General features: G+C 28.1%; 11 protein-coding genes and 1 tRNA gene. 9 read left to right on the forward strand and 3 right to left on the reverse strand.

What is annotated here, in order from left to right; genetic code table 11:
- Entirely contained in the window at positions 1-1380 is a 1380-nt protein-coding gene (gene ftsA / locus AFAEC_RS05210; RefSeq protein ID WP_026807023.1) for a cell division protein FtsA, read from the forward strand.
- 50 nt (positions 1381-1430) lie between these two features.
- Positions 1431-2525: a cell division protein FtsZ gene (gene ftsZ / locus AFAEC_RS05215; protein ID WP_026807022.1), complete on the forward strand. Its 1095-nt coding sequence runs from the start codon at positions 1431-1433 to the stop codon at positions 2523-2525.
- A gap of 24 nt (positions 2526-2549) precedes the next feature.
- Here ftsZ and AFAEC_RS05220 read toward each other — a convergent pair whose 3' ends face one another.
- Both AFAEC_RS05220 and AFAEC_RS05225 read right to left on the reverse strand, forming a co-directional pair.
- Complete coding sequence (locus tag AFAEC_RS05220) at positions 2550-3644, reverse strand: YeeE/YedE family protein (RefSeq protein WP_026807021.1); 1095 nt, start codon at positions 3642-3644, stop codon at positions 2550-2552.
- 2 nt (positions 3645-3646) lie between these two features.
- The gene (locus AFAEC_RS05225) at positions 3647-3910 is read right to left on the reverse strand and encodes a hypothetical protein (RefSeq protein WP_026807020.1); all 264 of its coding nucleotides are present in this window, start codon (positions 3908-3910) and stop codon (positions 3647-3649) included.
- Positions 3911-4077: 167 nt separating this feature from the next.
- Here AFAEC_RS05225 and metX point away from each other — a divergent pair, with 167 nt between their 5' ends.
- The 7 genes from metX to AFAEC_RS05260 all read left to right on the forward strand — a co-directional run bounded on the left by metX (position 4078) and on the right by AFAEC_RS05260 (position 10656).
- Positions 4078-5181, forward strand: a complete 1104-nt coding sequence (metX, locus tag AFAEC_RS05230) for a homoserine O-acetyltransferase MetX (protein WP_026807019.1) — start codon at positions 4078-4080, stop codon at positions 5179-5181.
- A 1-nt stretch (position 5182) separates the two neighbouring features.
- The gene (gene xseB / locus AFAEC_RS05235) at positions 5183-5377 is read left to right on the forward strand and encodes an exodeoxyribonuclease VII small subunit (protein WP_026807018.1); all 195 of its coding nucleotides are present in this window, start codon (positions 5183-5185) and stop codon (positions 5375-5377) included.
- Positions 5378-5458: 81 nt separating this feature from the next.
- The gene (locus AFAEC_RS05240) at positions 5459-6136 is read left to right on the forward strand and encodes a HesA/MoeB/ThiF family protein (RefSeq protein ID WP_026807017.1); all 678 of its coding nucleotides are present in this window, start codon (positions 5459-5461) and stop codon (positions 6134-6136) included.
- Positions 6136-6759, forward strand: coding sequence for a LysE family translocator (locus tag AFAEC_RS05245; protein WP_026807016.1), 624 nt, complete (start codon positions 6136-6138; stop codon positions 6757-6759). Before AFAEC_RS05240 ends, AFAEC_RS05245 begins: the two co-directional genes overlap by 1 nt.
- A gap of 70 nt (positions 6760-6829) precedes the next feature.
- Positions 6830-10072 carry a carbamoyl-phosphate synthase large subunit gene (gene carB / locus AFAEC_RS05250; protein WP_026807015.1) on the forward strand — a complete coding sequence of 1081 codons (3243 nt, stop codon included), beginning with the start codon at positions 6830-6832 and terminating at the stop codon, positions 10070-10072.
- A 2-nt stretch (positions 10073-10074) separates the two neighbouring features.
- Complete coding sequence (locus tag AFAEC_RS05255) at positions 10075-10518, forward strand: Sua5 YciO YrdC YwlC family protein (RefSeq protein ID WP_026807014.1); 444 nt, start codon at positions 10075-10077, stop codon at positions 10516-10518.
- A gap of 62 nt (positions 10519-10580) precedes the next feature.
- Positions 10581-10656 (forward strand) — tRNA-Glu (locus tag AFAEC_RS05260).
- A gap of 15 nt (positions 10657-10671) precedes the next feature.
- On the opposite strand, the gene AFAEC_RS05265 is transcribed toward AFAEC_RS05260, so the two are convergent.
- Positions 10672-12429: a GGDEF domain-containing protein gene (locus AFAEC_RS05265; RefSeq protein ID WP_026807013.1), complete on the reverse strand. Its 1758-nt coding sequence runs from the start codon at positions 12427-12429 to the stop codon at positions 10672-10674.
- Positions 12430-12573: the final 144 nt, after the last annotated feature.

A 12573-nucleotide genomic window follows, 5' to 3' on the forward strand; every position in this document is an offset into this window, starting at 1 on the left:
TTGAATAATATTTTAGCAATTGATTTAGGCTCTTCCGCTATTACTACAGTTATTGCAAAACATGATAATGAAAATAATATAAATATTTTAGGAACAGGAATACAAGTAAGTAATGGTATCAATAAAGGTTTAATAATAAATATTGAAGATGCCTCAAAATGTATAAGAGATGCCGTTGATATGGCAAAAAAATCAACAAATGAGCCAATTGATACTACTATTGTTTCAATCTCAGGAGCTTACTCAAAAAGTCATAGAAGTACAGGTTCTGTTAATGTTCCAAATGGACTTATTTCTGAAACAGAGATAAATCAAGTTATGCAAATGGCCCTTTATAATGCGACAATAGTTCCAGATTATGAAGTAGTACATGTTATTCCTATGTTTTTTAAAGTTGATGATAGTGTTGAAGTTGATAATCCACTAAATATGAATGGAACAAGACTTGAAGTTTCAGTAAATATTGTAATGTCAAAAAGAACAGCTCTAACAAATATAAAATCTGCTTTGAAAACTTCTGGAATAGATAATGTAAAATTTGTTTTAGATTCTTATGCTTCAGCTTTGGCCGTTTTAGATGAGCAACAAAAGAAATTTGGAGCAGTTGTTGTAAATTTAGGGTCAACATCAACAGAGTTTGTCTATTTTAAAGGAAATTCAATAGTTTATAATGGATTTATTCCTGTTGGTTCAAATCATATTACAACAGATTTATCTATTATGCTTCATACTCCACCTAGTGCTGCAGAGAATATAAAACTAGAGTATGGTTCTTTAATTAAAAATTATTCAGAAAATAATGAGCTTGAAGATAGAAAAGTAAAAACTCCTAGAATTGGTGATGAAAATAGCACTTCTGAAATAGGACTTGATTCTATTCAAACTATAATTCATGCAAGAGTTGAAGAGATTTTAGTTTTAGTTAAGAAAAAATTGAAAAAAAATGCACTTTTGGATAGTACAGGTTCTGGAATAGTATTAACTGGTGGTATGACTTATCTTGATGGAATAAAAGATTTAACGAGAAAGGTTTTTGAAGGAATTCCTATTAGTATTTCAGCACCAAAACCAATCTTAAATAGTTTTGATGTAAATTTTGATGAGGCCTATATGGCTACTATTGTTGGTCTTTTAGAGTACTCTTTAGGAAAAAATAGAAGCTATCAATTAGATTCTAGTAAAAAGCTTGTAAGACCTCTTCAAAAAGAGAGAGCTATTGATATGATAAATATGCAAAATATGCAAAATAAAATAGCAGAACCAAAAGCAGACTCTTACTCTATAAAAGATAGTGGAGGAATGGATTTGACTCATCTTGTAAAAGAGAAGAAAAAAGAGGGGCTTGGAAAATTATTTAAAAAAGTAACGGAGTGGTTTTAATGGAAAATAGTAACTTATTCGGAACAGCTGAAATTAAAGTAACAGAGCAGATGCCAACAAGAGTTTTATCAAACAATCAACCAAAAATTGCAGTAATTGGAGTTGGTGGAGGTGGTTGTAATATGGTAAACCATATGATAGAAGAGGGGGCTCATAAGATAGATTTAATTGTAGCAAATACAGACCTTCAGTCTCTTCACTCTTCTAAAGCACCTAAAAAAATAGAGTTAGGACCAAAATTAACAAAAGGTTTTGGTGCTGGAATGAATCCTGAAGTTGGAAGAGATTCAGCTATTGAGAGTTATGAAGAGATTAAAACTGTTCTAGAAGGAACAGAGATTGTTTTTGTGGCTTCTGGATTAGGTGGAGGAACAGGAACAGGAGCAGCCGCAATTATTGCAAAAGCTGCGAAAGATGTTGGAGCTTTAACTGTTTCAGTTGTTACAAAACCTTTTGCTTGGGAAGGTAAAAAAAGAGCAGGTTTGGCAAATTTAGGACTTGAAGAGCTTAAAAAAGTAAGTGATTCTTTAATTGTTATTCCAAATGAGAAATTAAATGAGATTGTTGATGTTGGTTTAACTTTTAAAAACTCATTTAAAATAGTTGATAATGTTTTATATCAAGCAGTAATTGGAATGAGTGAAGTTATTTTAAATCCTGGACATTCAGATATTAATACAGACTTTGCAGATGTTAAAACTATTATGAAGCATAAAGGTATTGCTTTAATGGGAATTGGAAAAGGAAAAGGAGAAAATTCTGTTCAAGATGCACTTGATAATGCAATTAACTCTCCTTTATTAGATAAAGTTCCTCTTGAAGGTGCTAAAGGAATATTAATTCACTTTAGTATGAGTCCAAATATTACACTTTTTGCAATTTCAAGTGTTATGAGTACAATTCATGATAAGTTAGATCAAAATGCAGATATTATTTTTGGAACAACTACTGATAAAACTTTAGAAAATGATGAGATTAAAGTAACTATTATTGCTACTGGATTTGATTCAAAAAATGAAGATAGAGATCAATTAGAAGGAAATGGTGAAGAGAATGAACAAAAGTCAGTTCCTGTTGATAGTGAAAACTATTTAGATACACCACCTCTTATGAGAGATTATAAAATTCAATATATCTTAAAGTAGATATAAAAAGGTTTTAAAACCTTTTTATATTTGAAAATCTATCTCTTTAGATTTTTTCTCTTTATCTTCCCACTCAAAAATAAAACACATTGCTAGTTTATCTCTTTTAAGTAGGAATTTTCCTGTAAAATAACCAGATACAAAAATAGAGATTATTGCTAAAAATGAACTAAATACTAAAGTAGAAAGTCCACTTAATCCTTGACCAACAGTACATCCAATCGCCATAATTCCACCAACTCCCATCATAGCACCACCAATCATATTATATTTTACTTTATTGATATTTTTATTTGCCGTACATCCAAAACTATATTTTTTATTAAATAAAGTTGAGATAAAAGTTCCAATTATTGCTCCAATAACTAGACAAACACCAAAGCTAAACTCATTTACTTGATAGTATGTAAATAGTTCTAAAGTTTTTGCACTAGGGTATACAAAACTAATAGCCTGAATTGGTATCTCTTTTTCCATACTTTCTGAACCAATATATCCAGTAATAAACCAAGAAGCACCTATTAAAAGTCCAATTATAGCACCATCATAGAGAGTAAAAACTCTTTTTAAATTTTTTGTAAACATGTACAAAAGTATAAATAAAATAGTTAAAACAAGATAGATATTTAATTGGAAATTATCTATTATTTTAGAGGCTTCTATTAAAGTAGGATTGTTTATAAAAGGATTTACAATTTCGAATAAAATACCTTTAGTTGTAGCATATGCAAAAATTGCTATAAAAAGTAGAGTAATTAAAGCATTTGAATCACCTTGAGCAAATTTTACTATACTTCTACTACTACATCCATCCGCTATCATCATTCCAGCACCAAATAAAGCTCCACCAATTATTATTGCAATATAATTAATATCTTTTTTAAAATATGCACTTTGAGTTAAATCTAATTCAAAAATATTTGATATAACTTGAGTTGATATAATAGCAACAATCATTGCCATAATTACACTAGAAGCTCTTTTTGTAGATTTTATTTGTAAAAAATCTTTTATACTTCCACTAAAGCAAAACTGTTTTTGTTGAGCGATAAACCCAAAAACAACTCCTAAAGCTAGACCTAGAATATTTACCAAATAATAAGTTTCTAATTCAAACATAACTATATTTCATCCTCATCTTCTCTCATATCTTCAAGATCAAGTAAGATATTATTTGCCTCTTCTTCACTTAATAAATTTTTATCTATTTGATTTAGTGCTTCATTATAAAATTTTTTTACATCTTGCATATATTCTAACTCTATTTTTAGATTTTTATTGTTGCTATTTTCTTCTAAGAGTTTTTCTATTGCAACTATCTCTTCTTCTACTTCTATTAGAACATCTGTTTTTAAAAGTGTTTCAAGCTCTTTTATTTTACTCAAAATATATCCTTTATTAAAATTTTAGTTATTATATTAAAAATTACTTTTAATTATTAAAATAATAAATTAAATCTATTATTTTTTAGACAATTATGTCACTAAAAGGCTTTTTTATTTTAGTTTAGATAAACTTTAAACTTAAAAATTTGGAGAACTTGGAAAATATTTTGAAAATAGAGACAAAAATAGAGAAATTTAATGAACCTTTATATCTTGAGAGTGGAAGGCTTCTTGAAGAGTTTGAGATAATCTATGAAACTTATGGGACATTAAATGAAGATAAATCAAATGTAATTATTATTTGCCATGCACTTTCAGGAAGTCATCATGCAGCAGGTCGTTATGAAAATGAAGCAAAAGCAGGTTGGTGGGATAAGTTTATTGGAGATGGAAAAGCAATAGATACTAAAAAATATTTTGTAATCTGTTCAAATAATATTGGAAGCTCTTATGGTTCAACAAGTCCACTTAGTATTAATCCTTCAACAAAAAAAGAGTATAGATTAAAATTTCCAGTTTTAACAATATCTGATATTGTAAATGCACAAATGAAGCTTTATAAAAAGTTAGGAATTACAAATGCTCTTGCAGTAATTGGTGGAAGTATGGGTGGAATGCAAGCTCTTTGTTATGCAATAGAGCAACCAACTTTTGCAAAACATTATATTGCAATGGCATGTACAGCTTATACAAGACCTTGGGTAATAGCCCTAAATAAAATAGGAATAGAAGCAATTAGACATGACAAAGCTTTTAAAAATGGTGAGTATGATAAAGAGGATTTAAAAGTATCTGGTTTAGTTGGGCTTGCTGTTGGACGAATGGCTGGATTAATTGCTTATTTAACTCCAGCACTATTTAATAGAAAATTTGCAAGAGATTATGTAGATACAGATGGACTTTATGAACTTTTTGGAAGATTTGAGATAGAAAAATATCTTGAACATAATTCGTATAGCTTTCCAAAGTTCTTTGATCCTTTATCATATTTATATATTTGTAAAACAATAAATATTTTTGATGCAGGAAGAAACAAAGATAAATTAGAAGACTCTTTTATGAAAATAGAGGGGAAACTTCACTTAATATCTTTTGCTGATGATATGTTATTTTTTCCACAAGAGATGGAAGAGATACGAGATATTATGGTAAAAATAGGGAAAAAAGAGCAAGTTACATATTTACAAGTAAATAGTTCTAATGGTCATGACTCATTTTTCGTTGAAGTTGATAAGTTTGAAGAGCATGTAAAAGAGATTTTAAAGGATTAAAATGCAAGATAATGAAAATATAAATTTTGAAGAAAAAATAGTAAAAGCAAAAGAGATTTTGGAAGAACTAACTAAAAGTGATATTACCTTAAGTGATTCACTAAAATTGTATAATGAGGGCTTAAAAGAGCTAGAAGTTGCACAAAAATTACTTGAAGAAGCAAAATTAATTTTTACTACACAAAATAGGTCTTAGTTTCTCATTTTTTTTTAATTTCTGATATTATTAATTCTACAAATAAAAATAATAATTTTTTGTAATAATAAAGGTGGAAATATGATAGAGTTTAATGAATATTTTAATAGGCAAATAAATCTTTGGGGGGAAGAGATTCAAAAATCTCTTCAAAATAAAAAAGTTGCAATAATTGGAAGTGGTGGGCTTGGAAGTAGTTTAGGCTTTGCTTTAGGAGCTAGTGGAATTGGAGAGTTTGCTTTAATAGATTTCGATACAGTTAGTATTAGTAATATACATAGACAAATAGCTTTTAAAGTTGCCGATGAAGGAAAATATAAATCAGTTGTTTTAAAAGAGTTAATTGAGAGTCGTTGTCCTTTTACAAAAGCCACAGCTTATGTTGAAAGTTTTGATGATTTTATAAAAAGAGATTTGAAATTTGATTTAGTAATTGATGCAACAGATAATCTTCCTACAAGAGCAGCTATAAATAGCTGGTGTCAAAAAAATAATCAAATTTGGTTATATGGAAGTGTTGAAGAGTTTCATGGACAAGTTTGCTTATTTGAAAAAGCTTCTTATGAAACAGTTTTTCAAATAACAAATAGAAAACCAAATGGAATAGCTTGTCCAATTGTTATGAATATAGCTTCTTTACAAGCTAATTTTGCTATTCGATATTTGGCAGGATTAGAGGTTCAAAAAGATATTTTACACTATTTATTTTTTGATAAAGATGGTGTTTTAGGTATAAAAAAATTTAATTTACCTAAATAATGATTGAATTACAAACTTTAATAATATTTTTTTTTAGTTCTACTTTACTTGCCATAATTCCAGGACCAGATAATATATATCTATTATCAAACTCTTTTTATTTTGGCAAAAAAGCTGGATTCTCTTTGATTCTTGGATTATGTAGTGGTTTGATTTTTCATACTCTTTTAGTTATTTTTGGTGTTGCACTATTTATTCAATCTTCACAAACAGCTTTTTTTATTTTAAAAACTATTGGAGCAATTTATTTATTTTATTTAGCATTTCAAATATATAAAGCTCCTATTTTTAATCAAATTGAACAAAAATCAATAAAAATAAATTATAAAAAGCTTTATTTAAAAGGGCTTTTTATGAATGTAACAAATCCAAAAGTAACACTTTTTTTTCTTGCCTTCTTACCACAATTTGTATCCAAAAATTCGATAAATCAGAATTTAGAAATGTTGATTTTGGCATTTTTATTTTTGGTTTCAACAATTTTGGTTTTTAGCTCTATTGTACTTTTTGCATCATTTTTATCAAAAAGATTAAAATCAACTCAAAAGTTTCAAACAGTTTTAAATAAATTTGTAGCAGTTATTTTTTTGCTAATTGCTATTAAATTATTCTTTAGTGTATGATTTATATAACAAAAAATTAAGTACTTTTTAGATAAACTTGCCAAATTTTTAAATCAGCGAAAGGAAAGTTATGCCAAAAAGAGAAGATATAAAAAACATTTTGTTAATTGGTTCAGGACCAATTGTAATAGGGCAGGCGTGCGAGTTTGACTACTCAGGAACTCAAGCAACAAAAACTTTAAAAGAGCTAGGATATAGAGTTGTATTAGTAAACTCAAATCCAGCAACTATCATGACAGATCCAGAATTTGCTGATAAAACTTATATTGAACCAATCACGGAAGAGGTTGTTTTAAATATAATAAAAAAAGAGAATATTGATGCAATTTTACCAACTATGGGTGGGCAAACTGCATTAAATGTTGCAACTTCAATGTATTCAAAAGGGCTTTTAGAGGGAATTAAATTTTTAGGAGTTCATCCAGAATCTATTAAAAAAGGTGAAGATAGACATCTTTTTACTGAGTCTATGAAAAAAATTGGTCTTGATCTACCAAGAAGTGAAAATGCTTATAATCTTGAAGAGGCTTTAAAAGTGGCTAAAGAGATAGGTTTTCCAGTAATTAGCCGAGCTTCATTTACCCTTGCAGGTGCTGGAAGTGGGGTTGCTTATAATATGGAAGAGTTTAAAGCTTTAGCTCAAGCTGGACTTGATGCTTCTCCAATTAATGAAATTGAGATTTTAGAGTCTGTTTTAGGTTGGAAAGAGTATGAAATGGAGATTATTAGAGATACAAATGATAATTGTATAGTTGTTTGTTCTATTGAAAATCTTGACCCTATGGGAGTTCATACAGGAGATAGTATTACTATTGCTCCTGCTCTTACACTTACAGATAAAGAGTATGCAAAAATGAGAGAAGCTTCTTTTGCAATTTTGCGAGAAGTTGGAGTAAATAGTGGTGGATCAAATGTTCAGTTTGCTATGTGTCCAAATACTGGAAGAATGCTAGTTATTGAAATGAATCCAAGAGTTAGTAGAAGTTCAGCACTTGCTTCAAAAGCAACAGGATATCCAATAGCAAAAGTTTCTACTCTTTTAGCAGTTGGATTTACTTTAGATGAAATTACAAATGATATGACAGGAACACTAGCTAGTTTTGAACCAGCAGTTGATTATATTGTTTCAAAAGTTCCAAGATTTACATTTGAAAAATTTCCAAAAGCAAACTCAACTTTAACAACTTCTATGAAATCTGTTGGTGAAGTTATGTCTATAGGAAGAAATTTTAATGAGTGTATTCAAAAAGCTTATTGTTCATTAGAGACTGGAATTTGTGGTTTTGATAGTATTACAACAGATTTAGAATTAATTAAAAAAGAGATTAGAAGACCAAATGATAAAAGACTTCAATACTTAATGGATGGTATGAGACAAGGTCTTACAAATGAAGATATATTTGAACTATCAAAAATAGATCCTTGGTTTTTAGCTAAATTTAGAGAGATGTATGAACTAGAACTTGCTATGACGCCAGCAATATTAAAGGATGAAGAACTTTTAAGAAAAGTTAAGTCAAATGGATTTAGTGATAAATTTATTGCAAATATTATAGGAAAAACAGAAGAAGATGTATATACTGCTAGAAAAGCTTTAGATATAGATTTTGAATACAATGAAGTTGATACTTGTGCAGGAGAGTTTAAAGCTTTAAATCAATATCTATATTCAACTACAAATGTTTCAAAACTTCCAAAAGTGCAAACTCCTAAATCAAATGATAAAAAAGTTATGATAATTGGTGGTGGACCAAATAGAATTGGTCAAGGAATAGAGTTTGACTATTGTTGTGTACATGCAAGTTTTGCACTAGCAGAAATGGGTGTAAAAACAATTATGTATAATTGTAATCCTGAAACTGTAAGTACAGATTATGATACTTCAGATGTTTTATATTTTGAACCAATAGATTTTGAACATGTTAGAAGTGTAGTTGAAAAAGAGCAACCAGATGGTGTAATTGTACATTTTGGTGGACAAACTCCATTAAAATTAGCACAAGTTTTAACAAAAGCTGGAGCAAAAATTATTGGAACAACAGCAGATGTAATTGATCTTGCTGAAGATAGAAAAAAATTCTCTGCATTTGTTGAAAAAATTGGACTTTTACAACCAGAAAATGGAACAGCAGTAGAACTTATTGAAGCTATAAAAATAGCTGAAAGAATAGGGTATCCAGTTTTAGTACGTCCTTCTTTTGTTCTTGGTGGAAGAGGAATGAAAATTGTTTATTCAACTGAAGAGTTAAAAAAATATATGGATGAAGCAGTTTCAGTTTCAAATGATGCACCAGTTTTAATAGATAAGTTTTTAGATAGAGCAATTGAACTTGATGTTGATTGTATAAGTGATGGAAAAGAGGCTTATATTGGTGGAATTATGCAACATATTGAAGAAGCAGGTATTCACTCAGGAGATAGTGCTTGTTCATTACCTCCAATAAGTATTGAAGATAAGTTTATAAAAGAGCTTGAAACAAAAACAAAAGAGATGGCTTTAGGACTTGGAGTTGTAGGACTAATGAATGTTCAGTATGCTATTCATAAAGGGCAAATTTACTTAATAGAAGTAAATCCAAGAGCAAGTAGAACGGTTCCATTTGTAAGTAAAGCAACAGGAATTCCACTAGCAAAAGTTGCAACTAGAGTTATGTGGGGACATAGCTTAAGAGATGCTCTAAAAGTTTATGATAGAGATATAGTTTATGAAGACAATGGAGTTTTAAAACCAAAACTTAAAAACCATGTTGCAGTTAAAGAGTCTGTTTTCCCTTTCAATAAATTAACTGGTGCTGATTTACTTCTAAGTCCTGAGATGAAATCTACTGGTGAAGTTATGGGAATTGCTTCAAATTTTGCTATGGCATTTGCAAAATCACAAAATGCTGCTAAAAACTCTTTACCAAAAGCTGGAAAAGTATTTATTTCACTATGTGATTTAGATAAACCATTTGCTAGCTCTATAGCTAAAAGTTTAGTTGAAAGTGGATTTAGTATAGTAGCAACAGGTGGAACAGAAAAAATTATCTCTGAAGCAGGAATAGCTTGTGAAAAAGTTTTAAAAGTAAGTGAAGGAAGACCAAATATCACTGACCTTTTAACAAATGGTGATATTGCAATGGCTATAAACACAAGTGGAGAGCAAGAGTCTTCAAAAGACGATGGAAAAGATATAAGAAGAGCTGTTTTAAGAATGAGTATCCCTTATTTTACAACTGTTGCAGCTGCTTTTGCTGCTACTGATGCTATAAAAGAGTTAAAAACTTCTGATGTTTCAACTCCAAAATCAATTCAAGAGTATTTAAATTACTAAAAATGAACTCAAATTTAGTATATTTGGTACAAACAGATACAACTGTTGGTTTCTCATCATTAAATGATGAGAGGCTATCAAATATTAAACAAAGACCTAAAAATCAAAAGATTCTTAAAACTGTTGATAGTTTTACTACTTTAAAAGAGTTTTCAAGAGTTCCGAAGAATCATAGAAAAATGGTTAGAAATAGTAAAAAAACTACATTTATCTATCCAAATTTGTACTCTTTTAGAATTATAAATCAAGACTCTTCTTTTTTTGAATTTATAAGAAAATTTAAAGTTTTATCTTCAACATCTGCAAATAAAACAAAAGAAAACTTTGATTATCAATTTGCAATAAAAAATGTAGATGTTGAAGTTGTAAATCATTTAGGGTTTTTTGAAACTAACTCTTCAAATATCTATAAAATAGGTAAAAATAGATTAAAAAAAATAAGATAAATATTATCATATTTTAAGCAAAACAAAACAGACATTTAAATATAATCGTTATTCTTTTTTATGACCCCGTCGTCTAGAGGCCAAGGACGTTAGGATTTCCTCCTAAACACACAAGTTCGAATCTTGTTGGGGTCGCCATATAAATTCAAATAATTAAGAAGAGTAAATTATAACTCTATCTCTGCCTTGCTCTTTTGCTTGATATAAAGCTTTATCAGCGTTAGATATAATAGTATCATATGTTTTTATACCTTTTTCATATGAAGCTATACCCATACTTAGAGTTACTGTATCAAAATATGTCCAAAACTTATTATTCTTAATTTTAAGATTTAGTTCAATTGCTAGTTCATAAGCTTCTAGAACATCAGTTTCAGGACAGATTATTAGGAATTCTTCCCCACCCCATCTTCCTAAAATGTCACTTGCTCTAATATTTTTACTTAAAATTTGTGCAATCTCTTTTAGAACATCATCACCTATTTGATGTCCAAAATTATCATTTACTTTTTTAAAAAAATCAATATCTATTAAAATAATTGAGAATATTTTATTGTATCTTAATGCTCTATTTAACTCATCTTGTAGGGAATTATCAAGTTTTACACGATTATAGATATTTGTTAATTTATCAGTTATAGATATTTTTAAAAGTTCTTTATTTTTTAAAGATAGCTCTTTTGTTCTTTGATTTACTTTATCTTCTAATGATGTTTGATACTCGTAAATTGATTTTGACATATCATTAAAAGCATTTGAAAGCATTGAGACTTCTAAAATAGGGCTATCAATTTGGACTATTTTTTCATACTCTCTATTTTGTATTTTTCTACTTTGAATAGCTAGTTTATAAATAGGTTTTACAATAATACTCGAAAAATATATTACTATTGGAATCATAATAAGCCCTGAAAGTAAAAATAGTGAGATTAGTTTGTAAGTTTGGGCATTATATGGTTCAATACTCTTTTTATAATCAGCAAAAAGAACTAAAAAATCATCATTTGATAGATTTTCTAGATTTTGAATTTGAACAATATACTTATTATCTTCTATATCAATAATTTTTGCTTTTTTAAAATCATTTAAATCCTTATTATTTTTTAAAAATGTTTCAAGTAACTTCTCTTTTTTTGATATGTAAGATATTGCAAAACCATCTTTTTTAAACAAAAATATATCCATAGACTCTTTGTCTATAAAATTATTAAAAATATTTCTAAAATCATCTACTAAAACATCAATAGATACAACATTTTTACTATTTTCTAACTCTTTTGCATAAGTAATTCCAAAGGTATCTATATGAGAAAATTTATAAGGGATAGTTTTTATAGACCCATTGTTTGAAATCGCATCTTTATACCAAGGTCTTAAAGTTGGATTGTAGTCACTATTTTCAACTCTTACATTTGTTATGTGTAGTTTTTCATTAAATAAAACAATCTCTCTTTTATTTATATTTTCTCCATTAATTTTTATTAGTAACCATCTGTCATTTTTTGAAGCTTGGTAGGAGTTTCTTAAATTAGGGTCAATATCTAAATTTATAATTTCAAAAAAACTACCATCACTATAACCTGTATAAATTGCATAAAGAGTATTTTGTGTCATTAAAGTATTGATATATAGTTTAAAGTTTTCATCTTGATCTTTTTTATCTTTTTTATTTACAATACTTAAAAGCTCAATGGTATTAAAATAATTCTTTTTACTATTTTCAATTGCTGCTGTAACACTATATGAGATTGAGTTAAGTTTTGAATCGATATTTTTTATAGAAAGCTCTTTATCTATATAAAAAAGTTGAACTCCTAAAATAGCTATTAATAAAAATGCCATAAAAGTAAAGATAGATAAAACTGTAGTCTTTAGAGAGATTTTTTTATTGTTTATTACTTCTTGGCTCATGTTTTACCTTGTGTATAGTTAATGAATTCTAACAAATATAATATTAAAAATATTAACTCTATTTTTAGGAGTAAAATTTATTGTAATTTTTATTTTAGAAAATGATATAAAAACTCTAAAAAAGTAAATTTTAGTTTTTCAGTA

Source organism: Aliarcobacter faecis (assembly GCF_013201705.1).
GTDB classification, from domain to species: domain Bacteria; phylum Campylobacterota; class Campylobacteria; order Campylobacterales; family Arcobacteraceae; genus Aliarcobacter; species Aliarcobacter faecis.

Bases quoted from the DNA above. Each gene is read 5' to 3' on its own strand.
- ftsZ (WP_026807022.1), top strand. From the start codon at position 1,431: ATGCCAACAAGAGTTTTATCAAACAATCAACCAAAAATTGCAGTAATT.
- AFAEC_RS05220 (WP_026807021.1), bottom strand. From the start codon at position 3,644: ATGTTTGAATTAGAAACTTATTATTTGGTAAATATTCTAGGTCTAGCT.
- xseB (WP_026807018.1), top strand. From the start codon at position 5,183: ATGCAAGATAATGAAAATATAAATTTTGAAGAAAAAATAGTAAAAGCA.
- AFAEC_RS05240 (WP_026807017.1), top strand. From the start codon at position 5,459: ATGATAGAGTTTAATGAATATTTTAATAGGCAAATAAATCTTTGGGGG.
- AFAEC_RS05245 (WP_026807016.1), top strand. From the start codon at position 6,136: ATGATTGAATTACAAACTTTAATAATATTTTTTTTTAGTTCTACTTTA.
- carB (WP_026807015.1), top strand. From the start codon at position 6,830: ATGCCAAAAAGAGAAGATATAAAAAACATTTTGTTAATTGGTTCAGGA.
- AFAEC_RS05255 (WP_026807014.1), top strand. From the start codon at position 10,075: ATGAACTCAAATTTAGTATATTTGGTACAAACAGATACAACTGTTGGT.
- AFAEC_RS05265 (WP_026807013.1), bottom strand. From the start codon at position 12,429: ATGAGCCAAGAAGTAATAAACAATAAAAAAATCTCTCTAAAGACTACA.